Source organism: Adlercreutzia sp. ZJ138 (assembly GCF_011038935.1).
Lineage (GTDB): Bacteria > Actinomycetota > Coriobacteriia > Coriobacteriales > Eggerthellaceae > ZJ141.
In genome coordinates this window covers 68,542-92,919 of the sequence record NZ_JAAKEA010000004.1, presented here as the reverse complement: position 1 = coordinate 92,919, position 24,378 = coordinate 68,542, and the positions used below count along the sequence as shown (strand labels likewise).

Sequence of the window (24,378 nt, the reverse complement as noted above, 5' to 3'; positions counted from 1 at the left end):
TCTTTCGTGCGCATGCGCTCTTTCGCGTGCGCACGTTCCTGCATGTATACACGCTTCTTCGTGCGTGTTACTTCGTGCTCGTGCGGCGCGGGATCACCGATGACGCTATCTTCACGATCAGTGCCAGCAGTGTGAGGAATTCCAGACGGCCCGCCCACATTTGCAGAATGTAGAAAAGTTCCAGACCAAGCGGCATTCCTGGCGCGGCGAGTCCGGCGGACAACCCGCCGTTTGATGTCATGGCTATCGACTCGAACATTGCCTGCGTAGCGTCGTATCCGTACGCCACGCCTACCAGCGCGCCTGCTGCATACGTGATCACGTACAGCACAAAGATCGTCATGGCTTCGCTTGCTACGCTTGGCGTGAGCACGCGGCGCCCCATGTGGTTGTACGTAACCACCACGCGCGCGCTGTCAGGCGCAATGGTTTCCTTGATGGATCGCAGCACCGACTTTAAGATAATGCCTAGGCGCAGGAACTTGATGCCGCCCGAGGTGCCGCCGGTCGACCCGCCCACGGCCATGAGAATAGCCAGCACCAGAAACGCGCCCGACGAGAACGCCGTGATCATCTGGTTGCTGGTGATGTTCTGAAAACCCGTGGTGGTGAATGCTGCCACGATCATGAACAGCCCGCGCCGCAGCATGGCAGGCAAGTCGGAAAACGTGACGGTCGTGCTCAGTGTCGCGGCCATAACGCAGGTCATCACGATAAGCCAGAGGAACATGGTGTGCAGCTCGAGGTCTTCAAAGAATGCTCGCAACCTGCCGCGCTGCACCTCGGAGTACACAACGAAGCTGATCGAACCCAGTATCATGGTCAGCATCAGCGTTATTTCGAGCACGGTGGAATGGTAATACTGAATGCTTAACGACGACGGGGTGAATCCGCCTGTTAAAAAGCCCGATATGGCCAGCCACAGCGAATGCAACCCCGCACGCAATGGCGGCATGCCAGCAATAAGGCAGCACACGGTTAGCACCAAGAACACAACCGTGATAACCACCGCCGACAACCGCACGATGAAGCGTGTGGTCTGCACAACGTTGGGAACAATGTGGTCGGTGCGCGCTTCGCTGGTGTACAGGTTCGAGGCGCCCTTACTCAGCAGGCCAAGCGACAGCGCAATCACGATAACGCCCAAGCCGCCCACCATGTGCATCATAAACCGGAACATGTTGTCGGCATGCGACATGTGGTTGAGGTTAGATGCCACGCTTGCGCCGGTGGTGGTGTAGCCCGACACGCATTCAAAGAACGTGTCTGACCAGGTGTCGAAATGCCCCGACATGCTCAGCGGCACGGTTGCCACCAGCGACAACACAATCCACGCCAAGCCGGTAACAATCAGGGCGTTTTGACGGTTCAGCTGCCCCGGCGCTATGCGCATGAGCCGCAGCAGCGCGCCAACGGTCAGTGACACGCCCATTCCCAGCAGGTAACGCGGCGCCACATTCCATTCACCGCAGACAATGGCGGTGGCGAAAGGGATTAACATGAGCACCGACGAGAAGAGAACGAGCACTCCAAGGTAGTGGCAAACGATGCGCACGTCGTTCCATGTCATGCGAATCCACATTAGCACATCACCTCGTTGCGCGAGTGTTCTATCCGTTCGACGCAGCCCTTCTCAAGGCCTGTCTGTGCGGCGTGGTGAATGGCTACAAAAGCGGCATATGTGCTTGTCGGCTTCATCATGCCCGTATTCTATCGCGTCTTTGCACGAACGCGCTATGATTGTGTGATTGTCACGGTTCGTTCGCGAAATGGCATGCGAAGGTTACGCTTTACAGCCGCGCATGGCTTGCGCGTGAAAAGGGAAAGGAAGCGCGCGATGCCGCTCGACAAGGGAAACAATAAGGGAAACAACAAAAGCAACGACAAAGGGAAGAAAAAGCTGAAGCTGCTGCTACTCATGCGGATGCTGTACGAAGAAACCGATGCCGAATGCGGGTTGACCATGGCGCAGATTATCGAGCGGCTTGAAGAACAAGGTGTCTCGGCCGAACGGAAGAGCGTCTATGACGACATCAATGTGCTGCGCCAGTTTGGCATGGACGTGCGCATGGTGGGGCGCACGCCTGCGCGCTACGCCTTGGCGAGCCGCAGCTTACACGTACCCGAGGCGAACCTGATCATCGATGCGATTCAGAGTAGCCGGTTCATATCGGAACAGAAGGCCGACGAGCTGGTTACCGCCGTGAAGCAGTTGGTGGGGAAGCGCCAAAGCGCGCTGCTCGACAAGCGCGTGCACGTGCAGGGGCGCCCGGCAACGCAGGCTCATAGCGACCTTGTCAACGTGGATGTGATTCAGCGAGCCATTGCACAGAAGCGGCAGGTGCGCTTCTGCTACTGCAAGTTGAACGCGGCTGCTCAGCCGGTCGAACAGCGCGAAGGTAGGCCATACGTGGTTACGCCTGTTGACGTGGTGTATTCCGATGGAAACTACTACCTGGTTGCCTACCACGAGTCGCACGACGATTTCGCGAACTATCGCATCGACCGTATGCGCAAGCTGCTCGTGCTCGACTGCGCTGCATGCGCCAACGACACAGTGCGCTCCTACGATCCTGCGAGCATGGGGTGCTGCGCCTTCGGCATGTACGCAGGCCGCATGGCAACTGTGACGCTGTTGGTGGCCGAGCCCGCTATGAGTGCGGTTGCCGATCGTTTCGGCGATGCTATGCAGGTGTTTCCGGCGGCAGGTCGTAGCCTGCCCTCGCAAGAAACCGGTGAACCTGCCGCGATTGTGGTTGCTCCTGTTATGGTGAGTCCGGTGCTGTTCGGATGGCTTGCGCAGTTTGGGTGTCAAATTCGCGTTGAGAAGCCCGCATCGGTGCGGCGCGAATACGCACAATGGCTGCGCGATGCGGCGAGCCTATACGAAGGTTCAGGTACGATATCGGTAAAATAGATCTGGTCAGGCATTGCGCGCGGTATTGTGCCCGTATAATACGAAGAATGTTTTTTCGCACGAATGAGCATGAGGTACCCCATGACTGACATCAAAATTAGGATCGCCACGTTGAAAGATGCCGAAGCTCTACTGGCCATCTATTCTCCGTACGTGTTGAACACTGCGGTTACGTTCGAGGATACGCCACCTACGTTGGAGGAATTCTCCAAACGAATGGGCACGTACTTGGCTCGTTACCCATATTTAGCCGCCATCGATTGCGAGCATGACGACGAAGTGGTTGGCTTCACATATGCAGGACCCTTCAAGCAGCGCTCGGCGTACGACTGGGCGGTAGAAACGTCCATCTATGTGCGGCAAGGTGAGCGCGGCCGAGGCGTTGGCCGTCTGCTATACGAAACGTTAGAGGCGGTGCTGCGTAAGCAGGGGTTCACCAACATGAACGCCGCAGTTGCCTATCCGCTGAAAGAGGACGAATATCTTACCCGCAACAGCTTTAACTTCCACGAGCGAATGGGATTTTCGTACTTGGGCCGGTTTACGAAGTGCGGCCACAAGTTCGGTCGGTGGTACGACATGTGCTGGATGGAAAAGCACATCGCACCCCATTTGGCGCAGCAGCCCCCCATTGTGCCGTTCCCGGCACTGCGTGACCAGCTCGATCTCGAAGAGCTGGTGCGCGAAGCCCGCGCCCGCCGCGCTGGCGAGCACTAAGAGAGGCTACGTCCCTGTTGTCCCTACCGATCTTGTTACGGTTAACAGGCCTGTTGCAGCGCGTGGGAGAACGTGAACAGACAGTCGGCCAGCGCGTGGTTGCGCCGTGCGATGCGCCAGCCGAGCGCCAACCAATCAATCATGGTGGTGCGCTTGCCTACAAGCTGCAGCAGCGGCTGGTAGGCAAGCCAGCAAGCCTGCGCTATGCCAGTGTTGCGGCGACACCGTTCGCGCTGCAGGCGCGCGCGGTCAGCACCGGTGAGATGCGCGCCGTCTGGTAGCCAGTTGGCGCGTAGCATGCAGTCACTTTCGTCGTCGAGCACGCCTTGCCAGATGCGAAGCTCACCATTCTCAGCTGGCTCCAGCACAACGTCTTGTAGCTCGAAGCGCAGTACCAGGGGGCTGTCCTGTAACCATGCGCCGTCTTCTAAGTCCCATCCGCGCATGATATCCATGATCTGCTTGTCGCGCAGACTGTAGGCTAAGTCGGTCATTCGTTGCCACGACGACATCGTTTGCGTGGCCGAGCTGTCATACACGCAGGTCAGATACGTGTCGCCGCTGGCGAGCACCAGCTCGTTGTTATCATCAGCCAGGCCGTTGTTGTTTGCGTCACTGGAAGGCTCGTTGCGTAAGACAGGTGTAGCAAATGGACGTGCGATGCCAGCTGTGCGAGTCGTCCCGACGGGCAACGGGCGTGCAGGGGCGGCCATCCCACCAGCGGCGGGGGCGATTGTTTCACTGACGGTGGGGAAGTCGATGAGATGAGCGGTTGTAGGGAGTGCGGTTATCGGGCGCGTGAGAGCGCTGTTCACGGCGATGGTGGTTATGTTGCGCGTGAGGGCGGCTGTGGTGGTCATGGCAGGGCTCCTTTGCTGCATGTTCGGTCTGTTTTCACGGAGTAACTGCAGCATACGCGCCTAAGGCCACAAACAAGTCCATTTTTACGGACAATAAAAGGTTGAAAAGCTCACGATAGTGCACTCTACGCTCTCGCCCACTCCCGCCTACTGCCTACCAGGCGCAAATAGTCCCGGCACAACATTGACTCAATCGTCGCGCAAAACGCATAAAGACCATCAATACATGCTGCATCAGACGCATGAACCGAACGCATATCACAGTAAATTTAAGGTTGTACTAGAAACATATATAGAACGCATTCTTAGGTATAATACTGGTTGTATTAAACACATGTATTGCACGCATAATATGCTATGATAACAGCCGTATTGGAAACAAACCCCGAACAAAGTGTGCTGTAATCCCAGAACAGAGGGCGGTTATGATCGAGCGAAAAGCATACGCAAAGTTGCTCAAGTGGAAAGAAGAATCGCCATATAAGGCCCTTCTTGTCGACGGCGCTCGTCAGATAGGAAAGACTTATCTTGTTGAAGAATTTGCGCGCCGCGAGTTTTCGAGCTATGTCAAAGTCGACTTTCTTCGAGACGAACGAGCTCCGTATCTTTCACAAGCGACAAGCGCGCGAGATCTCATCGAGCGACTATCCCTTATGGTTGGGCGAGAGGTTATCCCTGGTGAGACACTGGTCTTTTTTGACGAAGTGCAAGAAACACCGAATCTTGTCACCTTGTCGAAATACCTCGTGCAAGATGGCAGGTTTCGGCTTGTGATGTCAGGGTCACTCCTTGGTGTGGCGCTCAAGCACGTGAAGTCGTTTCCGGTGGGGTATCTTCACATCGAGACAATGTTCCCGCTTGACTTCGAAGAGTTCTGTAAATCACAAGGGGTAACCGACTCCCTTTGGCAAACGATGCGCGAGCACTTCGAAACAGAAACACCACTTGAAGCTTCGTTGCACGAGCGACTAACAAAGCTGTTTCGGCTGTACATTGTTGTTGGCGGCATGCCCGAAGCTGTTGATCGCTATTCGTGTACACACGGCGATTTGGGGGCGGTGAGGGATGTTCACACCGAGCTCGTCGGGCTCTACCGTGAAGATATTGCAAAATACGCAAAATCCAGAACGCTTCAGGTCGCTTCGATATACGACGCCATGCCAAGTCAGCTCGACAAGGAAAACAAGCGTTTCGAGCTGCGCTCTTTGAAAGAAAAAGCAACGTTTGAGCGCTATGCAAACGACTTTGCCTGGCTTGTATCTGCGGGCGCAGCGCTAAAAGTACCCAACGTTTCTGAGCCAAAATGCCCCCTGAAGCGAACCGAGGAACAGAATCGTTTCAAGCTCTATGCAGGCGATACTGGTATGCTCGTTTCCCGATATCCAATCTCTGTGGCTATGGCAATCGTGTCGGGGGCTTCCGATGTGAACTTTGGAGGAGTTTACGAGAACGTGATTGCACAAGAGCTGGCGTCAGCTTTTGTTGTCCCTCGGTACTATCGTCATAGCAGGCGAGGTGAGGTTGATTTCATCGGAGAAACGCCATCGCGCCAGGTTGTACCTATTGAAGTGAAGTCGGGGAAGGCGTATAAGCGACATGTGGCGCTTACGAACCTCTTGTCTTCGAGTGAATATGCCATAGAAAACGCCTACGTATTCTCCGAGGCAAATGTTTCGGTCGAGAAGCGTGAAGAAAAAACCGTCCACTATATGCCGCTCTATCTTGCACCGTTTGCTATAGAGAAACTGGCTGCCGAAGGAATCGATGCTCAAGACGAGCTTTCGCGCATGGGTTGCGCCGCCGAAACGCTTCTAGTTCCTCCCCCAAGTTTTGCAGACTTCGCTTAAATGTGCTGAAGGGTTAGGTGTGTTCTCTGCCACACTCCAAGCGCCCCCAAGCGCCCGAAAAAATCTCCACAAATGGGGAGGGGGGACATTAGTACCCCATCTGTGGACGAAAGGTCACTGCGGCGTTACAATCAGGCGTACTGAAAACGCTGGAACATGCTGGAGTAGCAGCGCTTTAAGGCGGAAAACCGCCCCGCGCAACGGCACCCCGAGGCAAATTGCCGCAACGTGCGTAAGCGCAACACGGTGAAGCGGGCCGCAAAGCACGTGCGAAACAGCAGGTTGGCGCACCCAGAACCCCTGGTAGCAGGTGCGCTAGCATGGGATACGAAGGTGGGCGAGTACTATGCGGGCTTATCTGGAGGCTGCTCGCAGGAATAGAAAACTGCAGAGGATCGCGTTTACCGCGGCGGTGTTTGCTGCGGTATTCGTCGTGTTCGGAGTGTTCTGGGCGTTGAAGAACACCGGCATTGCCATGACGGGGGACCCAACATGCGGTCTCGCCGAGCACACGCACTCTGATGCCTGCTATACGCAAACGTTGGCGTGTGGGCAGGAAGAAGCGCAAGCCCACCAGCACTCGGTGGCGAACGGCTGCTATGCGGCAACGCAGCCGCAGCAGCAAGCGGCCGACGGCACAGCAACCGAAACAACTTCCGAAGCAACGCAAGCTGCAAGCTCTCAAACCCTCACCTGCACAACGCCAGAAACCCCAGGTCACACCCACACTGACGCATGCTACCAGAAAACCCTCACCTGCACCACCCCTGAGCACACTCACAGCGAAAGCTGCTATGGCGACGCCAAGGCCGGCACGGAAACCCCGCAGCAGTGGGAGGCAACCCTGCCCACCAACCTCACCGGCACCTGGCCGAGCGACGTGGTGGCCGTCGCGCAGTCGCAGCTGAACTACGCCGAAAGCAAGGAAAACCTAACCACGAACGAAAACGGCGAGCAGAAAGGCTACACCCGCTACGGCGCGTGGGCTAACACCCCCTATGCTAATTGGAGCGTGCCCTTTGCAGCCTTCTGCCTGCATTACGCTGGCGCGAACGAATACCCGGTGGCGCTCACGTGTCCCGAATGGACGCAAGCGCTGCAAAGCCCGGAGTACGGGTTGTATCACCCCGTAGAAAGCGGATATGAGCCCAAGCCGGGCGATGTGGTGTTTTTTGCTAAGGAAGAAGATGCGGAAAAGGTAGCTACCGCACGCACGCAGGCCGCAGAAAAGCTGGCTCAGGCGCAGGTTCAGGCCGCCGCGGTGCAGGGTGCGGAAGCCGGGCAAGGTGAGGAAGCTGCCGCGCAGGACGCACAGAATGCAGAAATTGCCGCGCAAGACCAGGCGGTATCCGCCTATGCGGAAGTTACGGCCTTAGCTGACCACGTAGGCATTGTGGAAGCGCTGCTGCCCGCCGACCAGAACAATCCCGACCGCATCCGTGTCATTCAGGGTGACGCGGAAGATGCGACAAGCCACACCGACAAGGTACAAAGCATCGAGTACGAGCGCAGCGCCGATTACACCGACACGCGAATTCTCGGCTATGCAGAAGTCCCAGAAAATGCAGAAGCCTTGCAAAAGATTGTAGAAACTCGAATTGCCACGAGCGGCTTTGAAGACATGCCGACGGTCTACACCACCGATACCGCGAGCGTTGGCCGGACTATCAGAAGCGCCACTGCAACGATTGCCAACGCCAAGACCATCGATAGGCTCGACAAGGGCAATCAAAACCCCGATACGAGCCTCAATGGCACCGATCTTTACCGTCTCTACCTGGATGCTAAGGTAAAGGTGCAGCAAGATGATACCCCCATCGAAGGAACCGACCTCCTAATCATAGTAGACGAATCTGCCAGTATGTATAACAAGCAGGACATAGAGGTCAAAAACAGTCCAAACCCCATCGCTAGAGATGCGGCAGTCAGGCTGATTCTTAACGGCACAACTTCCAAGGACAGTTTTAACCAAGAGGGTCTCATCTATAAGTTCTTAAACGCAAACCCAACAAAGAATAGGGTTGCCGTCATAGGTTTTCGTGGAAAATCTGATGTTGTTAATGATCCTGATGCAGTAGTACTTAGCGGAGGTTGGACAAGCAACCCTGCCGCTATAAAGGTTGATGGAGAGAATGGAGGAGGAACCAATTACTGCGCTGGTCTGAAAAAGGCAGAAGAATTGCTCAAGAATGCAAATAGCGAGAACCAGAAGACAGTACTTTTTCTTTCCGACGGTGTTCCGACATATTATTTGGCCCAGAATTCAAAAGGAGGAGAGGATCGACTCGGGAACGGAGGAGAAGAGGATAAAGACAACGTCACAAAATGCAACCAACCAACCAAAGACTATTTCAAGGCTTTCTTCGAACGCAACGGAATCCCCGTCTCTACTGTGGGGATTTTTCCCGACAATCAGCCCAATTCCGAGATCGACAGAGAAGACGTGCTGAAATACATGGCAACCACAAGCGGCGGTCAGTATACCAAGGCAACAACTGCGGAAGACATAGAAAAGGCCCTGTGGCAAACGGTAGACAGCTCTCCTGTGACTGAACTGGTGATAGAGGACACCCTCAGTGGCTATGCCGATGTCTATAGTCACCAGCCAGACTTCCTGGTGACTATGACCAAGGACGAGGCCGATGGAACGCCGTCAAAAAAGGTTCTGTGGGACAGTGGCGGGAGAACAGATGAAGGCAACGGCAAACTGAAAAACGTGGGACTCGATCCGAATAACCAAAAGAGAGTAGTGGCTGAGTTCGAGCCTGGATATCATCCCGAGGATGGATGGATATACACACTCTCTTTCAACATAAGACCCAGCGATGCAGCATATGAATACAAAAAAGATCATGTAAACTACCCTGATACGGGCGATGAAGGAACCGACTACGAGTCGAGCGACGTAACCGATACTAATCGGAGGGGCTTCCATTCTAACGCATCGGCTTCCAACACATCGGAGTCGTTAGCTAAGGTTAGCTACAAGATAAACGGGGTACAAGGCTCAAACCCCTATGCCCACCCTATTATTCAAGTCTCTGACACGAAGCCCGGTTTCGATCCCGTTGTCAGTGGAGGCGAACTAGACCTTATGTGCAACAAAACCATTGATGCTTTCAGGGATGGTGTAGATAACCCTGATACCGAAGTGCAAGAAGGTTTGAACCCCGGAGAGGAAACCGACCTTTACCGTCTATACCTGGATGCTGTCTTACCCGAAAGTAAGGATGAACAAGGTGTCGATCTTGTGATTGTGGTAGATGAATCATGGAGCATGCAAGCACAAGATATGAAAGACACGACCAGTACGGACAGTACGAACAATGTCAACCTGAGAAGATATCAGGCAATCAGCCAAGTTTTGAATGGAACAGCTGACTCGACACAGTTTAACGAAGAGAATAGAAAAAAAGGTCTCATCTACGACTTTCTGGATATGAATTCAGCTAACAAAGTCGCCGTCGTAGGTTTCAATGGTTATTACAGTCCAGAAGCTACGAGGGGAGCCGCTGGTGACTATCTCAGCCAACCGTCACCCGAATATTATTATGAACAATACTATAGTGATTACGATGGCTACTGGGGCACACGCAATCGGTACTACGATTGGAAGACAGGGAAGAAAAGTAACGGTTATGATGTAGATCCCGATGCAAGGGCTTATACGTTTAGCGGTAATACCACCAATTGGATGACTGGGGGTACTGCCGCATGCGAGTTTGTAGATGTGCAGGCAGATGGGCATGAGGGGCAAGGTTTAGTTACAGTATCTGGGACCGTTCAGGATGATCATCCGAGTACCAATTACTGTGCAGGTTTATGGAAGGCTGCTCAGCTATTTAAAGGGGTAGAAGATGACAGTAATAAAAAGGTAATGATATTCCTCTCCGATGGTGTACCGACATTCTTTGTGAATGCTTCAAACGGCCAAAGATGGGGTAGTGGATGGGCACGAATAGAGACAGATAAGACTCTACCTGATTATGGTCGCTGCATAACTGGGACAATGGAATATTATAGAGACGTATTCATGAAAGACATCGCGGGTCTTGGTGTTGATATTTATACCGTAGGTATTGAACCCGAGAACAGCAGCAGTGGTGAGTCTGCATTCGATGATACGATCTTGAAACAAATGGTAAATAATGATGCTTCGAGATCTGTCTCAGTTGGAGATACAGAGACGTTAAAGAATGCTATGCGAACATATTCGAAATGTCCCAATGTAAACAACTTTAAGATCGAAGACACCTTGAGTGATTACGTGGACTTATATAGCGAAACTGATCCTGGTTATAAGGTGGTCAAGAAGGACAAAAATGGGGAAACTGTCCTTTGGCCGTTAAAGTGGAATGAAACAACTAAAAATTACGAATCCTATCAATTAATCAATGGTCGGCCTATCGTGCAAAGTGTAAGTCATGAAGGAAAGAAAGTATCCGCGATATTTAATCCCGCTTATGAGCTAGAAGCTGGTTGCACCTACACACTGTCTTTCAATATAGAGGTAAACAATTATGCTTATGGGCAGTATGAGACATTAGGATATAAATATCCAGATGAAGGTGACGAAGGCACGGACTACCTCAACACAACGGATAATCAAAATATCCTGAATAAAACTAGTTCTTATGAGCCAGGATTTGACTCCAATAAAGAAGCTATGGTCAGTTATGTCGTGAACGGAGATGCTACTCCTAAGACTAAGAAATACAAAACCCCCGTTGTGCAAGTATCGTACAAGTTGCCCGAAACCGGTGGTGGGGGTATATGGACCAACTTGGTCGTCGGCGCGGTACTTGTGACGGGCGCAGGTGTTGGCTTGGCAGCGAAGCGACGACGAAAATGCGCATCTAGCGCGTAACGAGGCGATTATTCCATGACATAGCAGGCGAAAATGCGCGCTCGAATCTCGAGCGGCAGCGCTAGCCATGTCAAGGTCGGTAGTAAAGGTGCCAATAAAGACAGAAATGTAGACAGAAGTTAGGACAACAGAGGACGGAGGTGAAATACTCATGGGCTTGTTCGGCAAGAAGAGGAAGGCAGCCGACACGATGTCGGTCGAGTTGCAGGCTGCTCGTACTCATGCAGCCAAATCGCGCGTGGCTGCGTCGCAAGAAGTCAGCGTGCAGGCGGTTCAGCCGAAAATGTTTGAAGCGCGTGCGGCTGAGCAACGGTTAGCCGAGTCAAAAGCAGATGGCTCACAAACGTCCGAAACGGAGGCGGCTAACTCACATACGTCAGAATTGCAGCAAGTCGAGTCACGCCTGTTAGCTACTCTTCCTGTACTGAAGGCAAAGCCCGAGTCCGAGTCGCAAGAGTCCAAGCCTCAAGCAGCTGAACCGCAGCCGTCGGAAGCTGATACTGGGGCTGTGCAGCTAACTGTTGTAAAAACAAGCGAATCGCAAGTTGCTGAGCTGCAATCGGCAGAAACTGATGCTAAAGCTAGTGCAGGCACTTCTCGACCAACCGAATCGCAGTCGGCCAATGCGAAGCCTGCGCCTGAACCGAAACCTGCGGCTGAGTGGTCTGCGCCCGATGAGTCATCATCCTCCGGTCAACTGGCAAAAGAGCAGGCCATGAGCGCACCTTCGCTGGAGAACGTCATCGTCACGAAGTCGCGCGACCTCTCGCGGCTCAGCCGCGAAGACCTGCTGCAGCTGCTACTCACGCAAAGCAAAGACGCCGAGCGCCTGCAAGACTACCTGCGTGACGTCGCGGACGAGTTTGATCGCTGCACCAGACTCAACGAGCGGCTGCGCGAGAAACTAGACGCAAAAGATGAGCAAATCGAGCGCCTGAAAGGGCGGCTTGACGATAAAGACAAACGTATCGCGCGCATGCAAGCGCGACTCGACGAACTGGAGGTGTCACAGGAAGAAGAACGAAAGCACGCGCGAATCATCGTGAACGCCGCCGAAGGCGTGCGTGGCGCGCTGGAAGCATTTAACGTTACAGCGGATTGGTATATCGCCAGCTTGCAAGAGGTATGCAAGGAAGTAGACAGCAAGTTTGCTCACACGGATCCATTCGCTCACGAGACAATACCTGCCCATGCAGCACCGGTCGTCCATGTGGCAACGTCTGATGGCAAACACGCAGTGTCTGTGACGGATCCCACAACGTCTGCTAGCGAAGCGGAAGCGGATACGCTCGACCAAGCAACATCCGCCGCCGAGCAGGACGTAGCAGCTCTTGCTAACGAGTTGGACGTAGCAGCATCTGCTAGCAACCAAGCAAAGCATGCTCCCGCAACTCCGCCCGCACTGAAAGGCAACAACGCGAAGGCGGCCGATGAGTGAGCGCTGGAGAACAGGAACAGGAGGTAACCCCGGCTGCAATCACGTGCCAGGCGGTGTTCGTGAACTCAGAATCGGTGCAAGCCGAGCTCACACGCGAACAAGGCAGGCAATCGAAGCGCCGCATCGTAAGCAGCACGCTTCTGGGTTTGGTAGTAGTGGCGGCGGTGGCCGTGCTTGCAGCAGTGCTGATGCTGCCGACGCTGGTGATCAGCGGGTCGTCCATGACCGACACGCTGGAAGACGGCGACGTGGTGGTGGCCCTCGGCACGAGCGAGCTGGAGCAGGGCGACGTGGTGGCGTTTTACCACAACAACAACGTGCTGGTGAAGCGCGTGATGGCAAAGCCCGGCGATTGGGTGGACATTGACAAAGACGGCAACGTGTCGGTGAACGGGCAAGAGCTCGACGAGCCCTACGTAACCGACAAGGCGCTGGGAACGTGCGACATCAAGTTGCCCTACCAGGTGCCCGACGGCAAGTACTTCGTGCTGGGCGACCATCGCGAAACAAGCGTGGACAGCCGCAGCTCCCAGGTGGGGTGCGTGTCGCCGGATGACATGGTAGGCAAGCTGGCGCTTCGCGTGTGGCCACTAAACCGCTTCGGCCCGGTTAGTTAGTGCCGCTTTCTGCGGATGCAACACGCAGGGGCAAAAGCGAGCACCTCGCACGTCGCGCGCGAGCAGTTGACAATTGACCAGGCAAAAAGCCTTGGTGAGAAATAGATGCAGTATGAGGAATGATCGTGGAAGGAGGAACTATAGAGAGTGAGAGGAAGGGGGCATCTCCCTAAGATGACGCAGGCCGCGCAAGCGGCGAAGGAAAGGGCGCTTATGCGCCGAACTACGATTGAAGGGAAAGAGATGAAATCCGCGTTTAAAAAACTAACGAGCATAGCAGTAGCCGTGCTCATGGCTGCCCTGCTGGTCCCAGCAGCTGCGTTTGCTGAAGGCGAGGGTAGAATTACGATCGATAATCCGGAAACAAATAGGGAATATACCGCATATAAGATTTTTGATGTGGTTTACAATGGGGACAAGGACGCTTATTCCTACACCATCAATAAGACTGCTCCCAATTCGTGGTTCAATGATGTTATTGGCTACATGGGTAATAATGGTTCTGCTGCCACGGCTAATGCAAAGGGCGCGTTCACCGGAAAGGGCATTACTCTGACACCTTCTGCAAATAATAGTGATATCTATGTAGTAACTCTTAGCGAGGAATTCTCCGCTCCTAGTTTCGCTATGGCCATGAAAGAGAAGGTGACTGCTAACAAGCAGGGGGCATCTCTGACCTCTGCTGCGGGTTATGAAGGTGTTACTGTTGGTGATTTGGATTTGGGTTATTATCTTGTTACTACTGATAGCGGTGCACTGTGCAATCTGACCACCACAAATCCCACGGCGAATATCCATGACAAGAACGATGTTCCTTTTAATAAGGTAGCTGACAAGAAGAACGTCGAGATCGGCGAAACCGTTAAGTTTACCATTACTGGCGCGGTGCCTGATACTACTGGCGCTGAGAATATTACTGAGTATACATATAAGATCTCCGACAAAATGACTCGGGGTCTGACTTTCAAGAACGACATCAAAATTATGGTCGGCGATGAAGACATTACGTCGAAAACCGATAAGTGCACGATTATGACTGGTAATGATGCTGGCGAAAAAGACTTTGTCATCAGCATTGATGTTACGAAGTTTAGTTTTGATACTCCGATTGTAGTTACGTACTCCGCAACGGTAAATGAGAATGCTGCCGGTGGGATCAGCAATAACAATGCGACGCTGGAGTACAGCAACAATCCTGATGTCTCGAGTGACACGCAGACTAAGACTGACAATGAGCAGGTTTATAGCGCCAAGATTAATATCGTCAAGTATGCCAAGAAGGCTGGCGAAGCTGCTGATGCCGTAAATCCTGACATGAATACGAAGCTCGAGCATGCCAAGTTTGTTCTGAAGAACGAAGCGGGCAAATACTATAAGTATACAGCCGCTGAAGGTACCAACCCAGCAAAGGTAGAGTGGGTCGACGGGAACGGGACTACAGTAGAGACCGATGCAAATGGTGCTGCTAGCTTCCTTGGATTGAAAGATGGCAAGTACTATTTGGTGGAGACCGAAGCTCCTGCCGGCTACAATCTGTTGACGGAACCCGTTGAGGTAAACATCAAGGGTACGGATACTGACAACACGACTCCTGTTGAGGCGAATTTGACCAAATCCCAGCCTGTTGCCAACAACACCGGTTCCATCCTTCCCAGTACAGGTGGCATCGGTACCACGATCTTCTATGTGGGTGGCGGACTTCTGATTGTGGGCGCTCTGGCGGCTCTCATTATCAAGCGTCGTTCTGCGAAGCATTCGGCATAACTCCCTACTCTTTGCGGTTCTTCCGCAAGCTACGGACGGGGGCGGCATATCCGCTCCCGTCTTGCCGCGCCGGTTGATGCCTTCGCGTTGGCGCGCGGCGAGCAACGGGGGTTGATGCCCCGGCCAAATCAACCAACAAGCCAAACTAATACGAACCATCGTTTCGCAAGGAGCAGCTGTTCTTTACCGTGTTCAAGCAAAAGAACATACCGCATAAAAGAAAAGGCGCATCTGCGCCTGCTTCTGCATCTGGTGCGCAGGGTACACCCACTTCCGTGTGCTCATCTAGTGGTCAGGACGCATCTATGCGTGGCGGTGTCTCTGACGGCACGATTTCTGACGCTGCTAATTCCACTGTCTCAAACAGTAAACCTCCGAAGAAGAAGCGGCGGGTTTCTGTATCGAACATCCTTATTGCACTTGCGTTGATCGCAGGTATTGGCATTTTCTGCTACCCGGCGGTGAGCGACTGGTGGAACTCGATGCATGCTACGCGTGCCATTGAAGGCTACCAGGAAGTTGTAGCCGCCCTCACCGAAGAAGAGAAAGCGGCATTGGTTGCTCAAGCGCGCAATTACAACGCTCACTTGGATACGCTGTCCGACCGCTTCAGTGGTGCCCCCAGCATTCACGAAGAATACGAACAAGCTTTCAACGTAACAGGTAATGGACTTATCGGGTATGTGACTGTCGACAAGATTGACGTGAAGCTGCCCATCTATCACGGTACCAGCGACGGCACGCTGCAAACGTCGGCGGGGCACTTGGAGGGCTCACACCTTCCCACGGGTGATGTTGGCACACACGTGGTGGTGTCTGCACATCGCGGGCTTCCCTCGGCGGTGTTGTTTACCTACTTGGACGAGATGCACGAAGGCGACTACTTCAGCATCACCGTGCTTGATAATGAGATGTTCTACCAAGTTGACCAGGTGCTCATTGTAGAGCCTGCACAAATTGACGCGCTGGCGGCCGAAGACGGCACCGAGTACGCTACCTTACAAACCTGCACGCCCTACGGCGTGAACTCGCACCGGCTGTTGGTGCGCGGGTATCGGGTGGACGGTATTCCCAACGACCTTGCCGACGAATACGATGCGCGGCGTGTTCCTATTCACATTATGGCACCTGCTGTGGCCGTGCCAATTCTGCTGCTTTCTCTGATAGGTCTGCTGATAGCGAACCGGCGCAAGCCTGCGCGCATGACCGAGGCTGACAAGCGTGCCGTATCGCTTACACCCGATGGACTACCAACGTCCGATGTGCATCGCGCACGCGATGTGGCTTCTACTGCGTCCGCAGGGCGTGGGTCTGCCGTGACCGAAGGGTCAAGTACGCCCGTTGCGCCGTTTGAACATGCCGCATCTGGCGAACGTGTCAACAGCTCCAACGACAACAGCCCCAATGTTGACGCTGACAACAATGCTTATGCGCCCGCCAACGATTCCTCTGTTGATAACTCCGACGCAAGGAGGGAACACCATGAACGGTAACGCTTCAGCTGCTACACGAAAAGGCAGGTGGCTTGCGTGCCTAGCGGCTACGTCTTTGTCGGTGCTGTGCTTGCTGGCTGCGGCGGGCTTAGCGTCTGCAGCGCAGCCCAGCTTGGACTTGTCCAAGAACAGCAACCTGACAGTGGAAGCCGCCTTAGAAGATGCTGAATCCTTCGCAAGCAACGATGGCGGCATTCAGGTGGACGCCTATCTGGTGGCGCGTGCGGTACAAACGCCCGGCTATGACACCTACACCTATGAGCCGGTGGAAGAGGGGCCGTTCTCGAAGCTTGACGTTACGAAGCTAAACAACACCATGTCCTCGGGTGACAGCACAGCCGCCACGCAGGCGTCGCAGGACTTCGCGCAAGCGGCCTTGTCTGCGGCGCTTGCCGACCTGGGTTCGACTAACCCCACGCTCGCCGACACGCCCCACGCCACCATGAATGCGACAGGGAGCGAAGATACAACGTGTGAGGCCAGCTTCTCGCAGCTTCCCAGCGGCTTGTACCTGTTGGTGGCGCACGGAGCCAACCTTGTCGCAGCCGACTACACGACAACGCTCGAGGACGGCAGAACGGCCACCGTGGCATATTCGCCGCTGATGGAATGCGCGTTCGAACCCGTGCTTATGTCACTTCCCACGCGCGAGGCGGCCGCAGACCAGCCCTTAACCACTGCCAGCGGAACCGATTGGCTTTATGAAGCCGACACGCTGCTGAAGCCGCAAGTGAAACCGCGCATGGGCTCGCTTGAAATAACAAAGACGCTCGATACCTTCGAAACCGATGGTTCTGCTGTCGACAGCGCGGCAACGTTCGTGTTTAGCGTGCAGGCTACCGATGTAAGTGGCAACAAAGTGTACGACGACGTGGTTTCCGTCGTGTTTAACAAGCCGGACAGCAAAAACGTGCTCATTGAAAACAAGATACCGGTGGGCTCCACCGTAGTGGTGCGCGAGGTATATTCGGGTGCGTCGTACACGGTGGTGGGCGCTTCTGAGGAAACGGCAGTCATTGAGGCCGACGAGGTGGCACGTGTTAGCTTCGAAAACACTGCTGGCAACACCAAGGTGCATGGCGGTTCGGTAACCAACAGCTTTACCTACGACAAAGACGAAAGCGGCAATAACGGTTGGGTACTTGCTCCTACCTACAGTCATGGCGCTGCATCATCTGAGAACTAGCGGGAAGGGGGAGTTGTGATGGCGTTATCGTATGAACAAGCGGGCGAGCAAGTTCGCAGCAAGGCACACAACACCTGGGTTGCGGCGCTGTTCGCGCTGGCCGTGGTATGCATTGCAGTTGCAGGAATTGGTGCGGCAAGTGCGTACTTCACCACGTACTGCCAGGCAAAAGGTGGCTACACGCTGGAACTCGGAGATGAAACTACGGTAAACGAGACCTTCGCAAACTGGACAAAGTCGGTTGCTATAACAAGTGACGCCGCGTCTAGCGAGCCGGTGTATGTGCGCGTGGCGGCCTATGGCCCCAGTGACTACGCAATTGACTATAGCGAGCCTGGCGGCGCTACTAATTGGAGCCAAGCCGCCGATGGGTACTACTACTACAACGGCGTGTTAGACCCCGGCGCAACCACGCCGGTGCTCGACTTGATGATTCGTAACGTGCCTAAGACCGATTCAGCCACGGGAGAAGCCCCGCAGCTGGGCGATGCATTCAGCGTGGTGGTGGTCTACGAGACAACGCCCGTGCAGTACCAGTCCAGCGGCGAGCAAGTTGCGCCCGAGTCTGCCGACTGGTCCGTGAAGCTTGAGACCGGTAACGCGGATGAAGCGTCTGAGGGGGGCGATCGCTAATGGAGCGCGTAAAACTCGTACTCGCCAAGCAGAAGGTTACCTTAGCGCTGTTTGCAACGGCGGTGGTGTTGTTATGCATAGGCGGGGTAGGCTCGGCTCAGGCGGCGCTTACTTATTTCTCTGAGGACTACGTAACCCATGTTGAGATGCAAAACATCGGCGTTACGCTACTTGAAAATGGCACGCGTGTGGCTTGGCGCGACTATATTTCCGAAAACAACTGGGACGAAACGAACACACAGCTGCCCGATGAGGTTCCGTTTGTTCAGCCCGACACGAGTGGCGACTATCTGTATCATGGTGCCCAGGGCCGCTTGCTCGAGCACATGCTTGGTGCTACCGACGGCAGCTTGAAGCCGGGCGTTGCCTACGACGAACGTCTTACAGTGCAAAACACAGGCACTATCAATCAGTTCGTGCGTGTGACAATTAAGAAATACTGGGTTGACGAACAAGGTGCCAAGCGTACCGACGTTTCCCCTAGCCTGATTGACCTGAACCTGACAAACACTGGTAGCGACTGGCTTTTGGATAAGGAAGCTTCCACTCCCGAGCGCACGGTGCTGTACTATTCGCACCTGCTTGAGCCTACGCAAGTAACGTCCGAGTTCGCCGATACGCTAACCATTAACAAAGCGGTGAGTAACCGCGTAACTCAAACCGAAAGCACCACCGGTGAGGGCACTGTTATCACCACCACCTACGATTACGACGGCCTGACCTTCTGCGTGGAAGCCTGCGTAGAAGCGGTGCAAGACCACAACGCCGAAGACGCCGCAAAAAGCGCCTGGGGTGCCAACGTGGTTGTGTCGGGCGATCGCTTAAGCCTGGCGTAAGGAGGCTGTGACTATGGGATACACAGAAGCAATGGGTGCGCGGGGCGTTCGTGGGCGTGAGCGTGCGGTAAGGGGCGTTCTGGCGGCAGTGTTGGCCTTCTGCGCGGTTTGCTTGGTGGTTGTTTTGGTGCCAAGCGCGGCTTTTGCCGACGATTACACGGGTCGAACCGACTGGACGGTAACCTTTACACCCGATAAGCAAATGGTGCACTCGCCCGAAAACCTGAACTTCGCCGATGCGGTGTCTAACATGCAGCCAGGCGATGAGAACACCGTTGCCGTAACCATCAAAAACGAGAATGCTGCCACCACTGATTGGTATATGACCAACGAAGTTATTAGGTCGCTCGAAGAATCGGTAAAGGTGGCGCATGGCTCTGGCTATGGCTACGTGCTCACATACAAAGGGCCGTCTGGTCAAGAGAAAACCCTGTTCAATAGTGATGAAGTTGGCGGCGACGAATACGGTTCGTCGGGCGAGGGCTTAAACGAAGCCACCAGCTCGCTTGAAGACTATTTGTATCTGGACACGCTGAAGTCGGGCGAGCAGGGCCTGGTTACGCTGAAGGTTTCCCTCGATGGCGAAACGAACAACAATGCCTACCAAGACACGCTGGCCGACATAAAGATGAACTTCGCGGTTGAGCTCACGCCCGAGTCGCCGGGATCACCGGCTCCGGGTGGTCCGATTAGCTCGTCGCTTCCGCAAACGGGCGATCAGTTGGGTAGGCTGCTGCTGTTTGCCCTGGTGGGCGCAGGTGGCGCGGTGCTGTTGCTGTTGGCGCTGTTCGGGCGACGTTTGCGGCGCGAGCAAGAAGCTGCGGGGGATGCCACTGGGGTACCTGCGGGTAAGGCAGCGAGGGGAGTTGCCGGACGGGCAGCAGGAAAGGACGGCAAGCATGCAAAGCGTTAGGGTTACAAGCGCAAACACTGTTGGCGTTCAGGTGGCTGCAGGCGCACAAGGTGCCGTCAGTGCGCGTGTCGCTGGCACGCAGGTTGCTGGTGCGTGCGTAGCTGCCGATTCTGGTCGCGTTCGTACAAGCGCCATGGCGTCTGTTTTTATGGCGGCGGTTGCGTCGCTTCTTGCAGCGTTGGCGTTATGCGTGGCACTGTGTCCCAGTACTGCCTACGCTGCCGACACCGATGCCTCCGATAATGCTGCCTCGGGTGGCAAAGAGAACTACACCTATACGGTGCGCCTATTCGCCGGTAATCAGGGTACGGTTAACGGCAAGGAATGCGAGGTGTACCAGGGTATACGCTCGGGGTGGCGTTGGTTTTTCGACCCTAATATCGTGCAGGTTTCTAACGACAGCAAGTACTACGTGAAGGGTATTAAGCTTGCCGGGCGCTACAACGACACAGCGCAGGCCGTGGTGAACACGTCGTCGTTCAAGGTCGACCAAGACATCGACCTGGTGGTTGTTTACGGCATGAAGGGTTCGGTTACACACTACACGGTAAGCTACGTTGATGAAAACGGGCGCGAGTTGGCGCCGTCGCAGCGTTTTGAGGGCAATGTAGATGACCGTCCGGTGGTGGCGTACCGCTACATAGAAGGCTACCGGCCCCAGGCGTATAATCTGACTGGTACTCTAACCGAGGATGAGTCCAGTAACGCGTTCGTGTTCGTGTATACACCCGTGGAATCTGGTGCGGGTGCGGGCGGTGCTGCCGGTGGGGCAGCTGGCGGCGCTGCGGGTGCGGCCGGCGGGGCAGGCCAAGACGCCGCTGCTGACCAGGACACCCAAGATGCACAGGATGCCCAAGGGGATGCCGTCGAGCAGAATCCGGTGCCTACGGCCGACATCGCTTCAGACGGCGTACCACTAGCCGGTGCTCCCCGTGAGATCGACTCCATTGACGACAACGACGTTCCACTTGCTTCCCGAGTCGAAGATCAAGGGAAGTCGCAAGTGTTTCAGGGGCTAACATCGCCGGTTGGTATAATCGCTATCTGTTTAGCGCTTGCGGCTGTGGGTGCTGCCGTGTGGTATTTCATTGTCGTGCGCAGGCGGTCGCAGAGTGCGATCCGAAAGCAATAGCGTGCCACCGTCAGCATCGAAACGACGCCGCAGGCAAGCTGCGGCGTCTGCGGGCCGTAATGGGCGTGCTGTGGCATCTGGCGGCGCGTCGGATAGGCGTGCTGTGGCATCTGAGGGTCGCAGTGACCGTGCTACAGCACCGCAGGGCCGCACTGGGCGATCTGCGGCGTCGAAGAGGCGTCGTAAGCGCATTGCGGCCGCTGTGTGTAACTGCGCGGGCATACTCATTCTCATAAGCGTGATAGCGCTGCTTCTTCCCGCTGTTTTGCCGAATGTGGCTGGCATGCAAGTTCTGCGCATTGAGTCAGGTTCTATGGAGCCGGCCATTCCGGTGGGCAGCGCCGTGTTTGTGGCGCCAGGAGACGCTGCCGATGTGGTTGCCGGCGACATCATTGCGTTTGCGCGCGAGGACACCCAGGTGGTGCATCGCGCAACCGCTAACAACGTGGTGGAAGGCGCAATCACCACCAAAGGCGACGCCAATGCCGACGAAGACCTCGATCGCGTGCCGTACGTCAACTACCACGGAAACGTGGTACTCACCGTTCCCTTCATGGGCGACTTCCTAGCCATACTCACCACAACCGTAGGCAAAGTGTACCTGCTCGCCTTCGCCATATGCGGTGTCCTCTTCAACATCCTAGCCACCCGCCTCCGCGCACAAGCGTAATGCGGAGAACAGCCTACCAATTCTACAAACCTAACACGGTAACAATGTTGCTACCACACAAGCGCGCCTAGATGCGCTATGCTGTATATACTGTCGGATGCAGAGAAAGGGTTGCATCATGAGCATTATTGTTACTGGACGCAAGATGACCATCACCAACGCACTGCGTGCCTACGCCGAAGAGAAGATCGGCAACTCCATGAAGGTCATGGATATCGATCCGCTCGACGCCGAGGTTGTGCTGCTTTCAGAGAAGAACCCCGCCAACCCCCGCCCCGCCGTATGCGAGGTTACCCTGCGCACTAAGGGTCATTTGATTCGCGTGCAGGAAAATGAAGAGGACATGTACGCCGCTATCGACGTTGCCGCCGCAAAAGTGCTCCGTCAACTGCGCAAGTTCAAGACGCGTGTTATCGATCGTCGCACGCGTGCCGCCGCCGATGCGCCCGAAGCGAACACCAACGGCGCCGAGCTCGACTTGGATGCCCTGATGGAAGAGCTTGCGCCTGCCGACGAGGTAGTACGCATAAAGGAAATGGAGTTCGAGCCCCTCACCGAAGATGAGGCCCTGGTGAAGATTGAGCTTCTGGGCCACGATTTCTTCGCGTACACCGATCGCGATACCAACTTGGTAAACGTGTTGTACCGTCGCAACGACGGCGGCTACGGCCTGCTGAAGCAGAAGTAACGCGCTGCTAATATGCAAGGGAGACCAGAAAAGGTCTCCCTTGCTGTCTTTTGCTTTCGTGGCACAATCCGTAAAGTCGCCACGTAAGCTCACCTGAACCTTTCAATCTTCGCGAAAAAGGAGCGACAGCATGACAACCATCGAGCAGATCAAGGAGCTGCTGCAGGAGAACCTGAATATCGACCCCGAGCAAGTGAGCGACGACTCCACGTTCGATTCCCTTGGTATCGACTCGCTTGACATGGTCGAGCTCATCTGCGAGCTGGAAGACCGCCTGGACGTCGACTTCGGCGAGCCCGACGGCCTAGAAACCGTCGCTGACTTGGTTGCTTACGTCGATTCCTTGTAAGAGGAAGCGCCCGGCTCGTGCACGCGCACCGTTTGCCAGCGTGCCCGACTTGTCCTTCACGCCCCATGCATCAGATTCCTGAAATACACGAAACATCAGGCCGCTGGTCGTGGCGCAATGCGTGGCGTCATTTCTCTACCATCACGCGGCATCGGACACTCGTCATGCGGCACTGCTTCAAGGCGGGCCTGTATTGGCAAGGCCTCACGCACGACCTGTCGAAATACAGTCCCACCGAGTTCAAAATAGGCGTGCGGTACTATCAGGGCGACAAGAGTCCAAACGCTGCCGAACGACACGACAAGGGCTACTCCGAAGCGTGGATGCATCACAAAGGGCGAAACAAGCATCATTTCGAGTATTGGATCGATCTGCCCTGTGAACGCGGCGCGGCGCTGGAGGGCAAGCGAATGCCGCCACGCTATCTGGTTGAGATGGTGTGCGATCGCATCGCCGCGAGCAAGGTGTACCAGGGCGACGCCTACACCGATCGCGCGTCGCTTGACTACTTCACCATGGAGAAAACAAGCGCCGCATTCCTTATGCATCCCGAAACCAAGCGCGAGCTGGAGTTTTTGCTAACCATGGTAGCCAACGAAGGAGAAGACGCCGCCTTCCGCTACATGAAACACCACGTACTGGGAAAGTAGTACGTACTCCCAGCTGCTAAGCATTACGCTAAGGCTATCAGTTCGTGATCGATAGCTTGGCGAACAAACTCAGACCTCGACATTCCCGTTTCCTGCTGCATTCGCTTCATTGCCACAGTGCGCGAGCGTGGGACTTTTACCGTTATCGAATCGAGTGGCTCATCTGAAATTTTGGGCCTTCCGTTGATGACCTCACCGAAGCGCATATGTGACCAATCAGCGCTCTCGTACTCATCAGCCCATGTATCCAACTGCTCCGCCGTCACACCGAATCTATCATGTAACTCTTTATTGCTCATCGTTTGCCACCTCTTTCGGTGAATCCAAGTTCTTTCCTCGCGTTTGTAATGTAATGTATGCTACGTAATAAGGACAATGGGGATGTACGAACGATTACTTATCCATGGGTCAGCCAGCGACAAAGAAAACCTCGCCTTCTGCAACTTTTTTCGAGAAATGCGCGATTGAGCAAAGTTAGCCGTGGCTTCGGGAACTTTTTTTACGAAATGTACGATTTGAAGCGGTAAAAATGGGAAGGAAACAGTCACTGCTCTTCTCTTCTTGAGACTGCTCTTACGTTTTCCCTGATCAGAGGCGATCGCTGTTTTTCCTGAGGATTCGACGAGCTTTACCGACTCCACCACATCGTACATTTCGTAAAAAAAGTTACGGAAGACGCGACTAACTTTGAAAAACCTTGCATTTCTCGAATTTTTTGCCAACTTCATCTGTGTGTACCTGCACGCACTGCCTGTCACTGGCTGACCCGTGAGCAACTACGAATGGGGACAGTAGGGCAAT

The 24,378-nt window shown here is 54.7% G+C and carries 21 protein-coding genes; 17 read left to right on the top strand and 4 right to left on the bottom strand.

Going from position 1 to position 24,378, the window contains the following annotated elements; all coding sequences use genetic code 11:
* Positions 1-67: 67 nt before the first annotated feature.
* Positions 68-1,582, bottom strand: a complete 1,515-nt coding sequence (locus tag G7Y43_RS02995; protein ID WP_165043945.1) for a TrkH family potassium uptake protein — start codon at positions 1,580-1,582, stop codon at positions 68-70.
* A 255-nt stretch (positions 1,583-1,837) separates the two neighbouring features.
* Between G7Y43_RS02995 and G7Y43_RS02990 the strand changes: the two genes are divergently transcribed.
* Positions 1,838-2,917, top strand: a complete 1,080-nt coding sequence (locus G7Y43_RS02990; protein ID WP_165043943.1) for a YafY family protein — start codon at positions 1,838-1,840, stop codon at positions 2,915-2,917.
* Positions 2,918-2,998: 81 nt separating this feature from the next.
* Positions 2,999-3,634 (top strand): GNAT family N-acetyltransferase, encoded by a 636-nt coding sequence (locus tag G7Y43_RS02985; protein WP_165043941.1) that lies wholly within the window; start codon positions 2,999-3,001, stop codon positions 3,632-3,634.
* Positions 3,635-3,675: 41 nt separating this feature from the next.
* On the opposite strand, the gene G7Y43_RS02980 is transcribed toward G7Y43_RS02985, so the two are convergent.
* On the bottom strand, positions 3,676-4,494 hold the full coding sequence (locus G7Y43_RS02980) for a hypothetical protein (protein ID WP_165043939.1): 819 nt from the start codon (positions 4,492-4,494) through the stop codon (positions 3,676-3,678).
* Between the two features lie 425 nt (positions 4,495-4,919).
* On the opposite strand from G7Y43_RS02980, the gene G7Y43_RS02975 reads away from it, so the two are divergent.
* The 15 genes from G7Y43_RS02975 (at position 4,920) to G7Y43_RS02905 (ending at position 23,577) form a co-directional block, all read left to right on the top strand.
* A complete protein-coding gene (locus tag G7Y43_RS02975) occupies positions 4,920-6,341 on the top strand; it encodes an ATP-binding protein (protein WP_165043937.1) in 1,422 nt (473 codons plus the stop codon).
* A 346-nt stretch (positions 6,342-6,687) separates the two neighbouring features.
* Complete coding sequence (locus G7Y43_RS02970) at positions 6,688-11,208, top strand: VWA domain-containing protein (RefSeq protein WP_165043935.1); 4,521 nt, start codon at positions 6,688-6,690, stop codon at positions 11,206-11,208.
* Between the two features lie 151 nt (positions 11,209-11,359).
* The gene (locus G7Y43_RS02965; RefSeq protein WP_165043933.1) at positions 11,360-12,646 is read left to right on the top strand and encodes a hypothetical protein; all 1,287 of its coding nucleotides are present in this window, start codon (positions 11,360-11,362) and stop codon (positions 12,644-12,646) included.
* The gene (gene lepB / locus G7Y43_RS02960) at positions 12,643-13,263 is read left to right on the top strand and encodes a signal peptidase I (protein WP_206215078.1); all 621 of its coding nucleotides are present in this window, start codon (positions 12,643-12,645) and stop codon (positions 13,261-13,263) included. Before G7Y43_RS02965 ends, lepB begins: the two co-directional genes overlap by 4 nt.
* Before the next feature lie 213 nt (positions 13,264-13,476).
* A complete protein-coding gene (locus G7Y43_RS02955) occupies positions 13,477-15,027 on the top strand; it encodes a SpaH/EbpB family LPXTG-anchored major pilin (RefSeq protein ID WP_165043931.1) in 1,551 nt (516 codons plus the stop codon).
* A gap of 305 nt (positions 15,028-15,332) precedes the next feature.
* Positions 15,333-16,520, top strand: a complete 1,188-nt coding sequence (locus G7Y43_RS02950; RefSeq protein ID WP_165043929.1) for a class C sortase — start codon at positions 15,333-15,335, stop codon at positions 16,518-16,520.
* Complete coding sequence (locus G7Y43_RS02945; protein ID WP_165043927.1) at positions 16,510-17,706, top strand: DUF5979 domain-containing protein; 1,197 nt, start codon at positions 16,510-16,512, stop codon at positions 17,704-17,706. The genes G7Y43_RS02950 and G7Y43_RS02945 overlap by 11 nt, the downstream gene beginning before the upstream one ends.
* An 18-nt stretch (positions 17,707-17,724) precedes the next feature.
* On the top strand, positions 17,725-18,339 hold the full coding sequence (locus G7Y43_RS02940; RefSeq protein ID WP_165043925.1) for a hypothetical protein: 615 nt from the start codon (positions 17,725-17,727) through the stop codon (positions 18,337-18,339).
* Complete coding sequence (locus tag G7Y43_RS02935) at positions 18,339-19,175, top strand: hypothetical protein (protein ID WP_165043923.1); 837 nt, start codon at positions 18,339-18,341, stop codon at positions 19,173-19,175. Before G7Y43_RS02940 ends, G7Y43_RS02935 begins: the two co-directional genes overlap by 1 nt.
* Before the next feature lie 13 nt (positions 19,176-19,188).
* The gene (locus tag G7Y43_RS02930) at positions 19,189-20,088 is read left to right on the top strand and encodes a hypothetical protein (RefSeq protein ID WP_165043921.1); all 900 of its coding nucleotides are present in this window, start codon (positions 19,189-19,191) and stop codon (positions 20,086-20,088) included.
* Positions 20,075-21,220, top strand: coding sequence for a MucBP domain-containing protein (locus tag G7Y43_RS02925; RefSeq protein WP_165043919.1), 1,146 nt, complete (start codon positions 20,075-20,077; stop codon positions 21,218-21,220). The genes G7Y43_RS02930 and G7Y43_RS02925 overlap by 14 nt, the downstream gene beginning before the upstream one ends.
* A gap of 1 nt (position 21,221) precedes the next feature.
* Positions 21,222-21,890, top strand: a complete 669-nt coding sequence (locus tag G7Y43_RS02920) for a signal peptidase I (protein ID WP_165043917.1) — start codon at positions 21,222-21,224, stop codon at positions 21,888-21,890.
* A 118-nt stretch (positions 21,891-22,008) separates the two neighbouring features.
* The gene (gene hpf, locus G7Y43_RS02915; protein WP_165043915.1) at positions 22,009-22,578 is read left to right on the top strand and encodes a ribosome hibernation-promoting factor, HPF/YfiA family; all 570 of its coding nucleotides are present in this window, start codon (positions 22,009-22,011) and stop codon (positions 22,576-22,578) included.
* Positions 22,579-22,708: 130 nt separating this feature from the next.
* Entirely contained in the window at positions 22,709-22,927 is a 219-nt protein-coding gene (locus G7Y43_RS02910; RefSeq protein ID WP_165043914.1) for an acyl carrier protein, read from the top strand.
* Between the two features lie 65 nt (positions 22,928-22,992).
* Positions 22,993-23,577, top strand: a complete 585-nt coding sequence (locus G7Y43_RS02905) for a DUF5662 family protein (protein WP_165043912.1) — start codon at positions 22,993-22,995, stop codon at positions 23,575-23,577.
* 23 nt (positions 23,578-23,600) lie between these two features.
* Here the strand turns inward: G7Y43_RS02905 and G7Y43_RS02900 are convergent, their stop codons facing one another.
* The gene (locus tag G7Y43_RS02900; protein WP_165043910.1) at positions 23,601-23,876 is read right to left on the bottom strand and encodes a ribbon-helix-helix protein, CopG family; all 276 of its coding nucleotides are present in this window, start codon (positions 23,874-23,876) and stop codon (positions 23,601-23,603) included.
* Positions 23,877-23,936: 60 nt separating this feature from the next.
* Positions 23,937-24,305 carry a hypothetical protein gene (locus G7Y43_RS02895; protein ID WP_165043908.1) on the bottom strand — a complete coding sequence of 123 codons (369 nt, stop codon included), beginning with the start codon at positions 24,303-24,305 and terminating at the stop codon, positions 23,937-23,939.
* Positions 24,306-24,378 lie beyond the last annotated feature (73 nt).

What these genes read in the sequence shown, in the direction of transcription:
- G7Y43_RS02995 (WP_165043945.1), bottom strand. Translation starts at nt 1,582, where the DNA reads ATGTGGATTCGCATGACATGGAACGACGTGCGCATCGTTTGCCACTAC.
- G7Y43_RS02990 (WP_165043943.1), top strand. Translation starts at nt 1,838, where the DNA reads ATGCCGCTCGACAAGGGAAACAATAAGGGAAACAACAAAAGCAACGAC.
- G7Y43_RS02985 (WP_165043941.1), top strand. Translation starts at nt 2,999, where the DNA reads ATGACTGACATCAAAATTAGGATCGCCACGTTGAAAGATGCCGAAGCT.
- G7Y43_RS02980 (WP_165043939.1), bottom strand. Translation starts at nt 4,494, where the DNA reads ATGACCACCACAGCCGCCCTCACGCGCAACATAACCACCATCGCCGTG.
- G7Y43_RS02975 (WP_165043937.1), top strand. Translation starts at nt 4,920, where the DNA reads ATGATCGAGCGAAAAGCATACGCAAAGTTGCTCAAGTGGAAAGAAGAA.
- G7Y43_RS02970 (WP_165043935.1), top strand. Translation starts at nt 6,688, where the DNA reads ATGCGGGCTTATCTGGAGGCTGCTCGCAGGAATAGAAAACTGCAGAGG.
- G7Y43_RS02965 (WP_165043933.1), top strand. Translation starts at nt 11,360, where the DNA reads ATGGGCTTGTTCGGCAAGAAGAGGAAGGCAGCCGACACGATGTCGGTC.
- G7Y43_RS02955 (WP_165043931.1), top strand. Translation starts at nt 13,477, where the DNA reads ATGCGCCGAACTACGATTGAAGGGAAAGAGATGAAATCCGCGTTTAAA.
- G7Y43_RS02950 (WP_165043929.1), top strand. Translation starts at nt 15,333, where the DNA reads ATGCGTGGCGGTGTCTCTGACGGCACGATTTCTGACGCTGCTAATTCC.
- G7Y43_RS02945 (WP_165043927.1), top strand. Translation starts at nt 16,510, where the DNA reads ATGAACGGTAACGCTTCAGCTGCTACACGAAAAGGCAGGTGGCTTGCG.
- G7Y43_RS02940 (WP_165043925.1), top strand. Translation starts at nt 17,725, where the DNA reads ATGGCGTTATCGTATGAACAAGCGGGCGAGCAAGTTCGCAGCAAGGCA.
- G7Y43_RS02935 (WP_165043923.1), top strand. Translation starts at nt 18,339, where the DNA reads ATGGAGCGCGTAAAACTCGTACTCGCCAAGCAGAAGGTTACCTTAGCG.
- G7Y43_RS02930 (WP_165043921.1), top strand. Translation starts at nt 19,189, where the DNA reads ATGGGATACACAGAAGCAATGGGTGCGCGGGGCGTTCGTGGGCGTGAG.
- G7Y43_RS02925 (WP_165043919.1), top strand. Translation starts at nt 20,075, where the DNA reads ATGCAAAGCGTTAGGGTTACAAGCGCAAACACTGTTGGCGTTCAGGTG.
- hpf (WP_165043915.1), top strand. Translation starts at nt 22,009, where the DNA reads ATGAGCATTATTGTTACTGGACGCAAGATGACCATCACCAACGCACTG.
- G7Y43_RS02910 (WP_165043914.1), top strand. Translation starts at nt 22,709, where the DNA reads ATGACAACCATCGAGCAGATCAAGGAGCTGCTGCAGGAGAACCTGAAT.
- G7Y43_RS02905 (WP_165043912.1), top strand. Translation starts at nt 22,993, where the DNA reads ATGCATCAGATTCCTGAAATACACGAAACATCAGGCCGCTGGTCGTGG.
- G7Y43_RS02900 (WP_165043910.1), bottom strand. Translation starts at nt 23,876, where the DNA reads ATGAGCAATAAAGAGTTACATGATAGATTCGGTGTGACGGCGGAGCAG.
- G7Y43_RS02895 (WP_165043908.1), bottom strand. Translation starts at nt 24,305, where the DNA reads ATGAAGTTGGCAAAAAATTCGAGAAATGCAAGGTTTTTCAAAGTTAGT.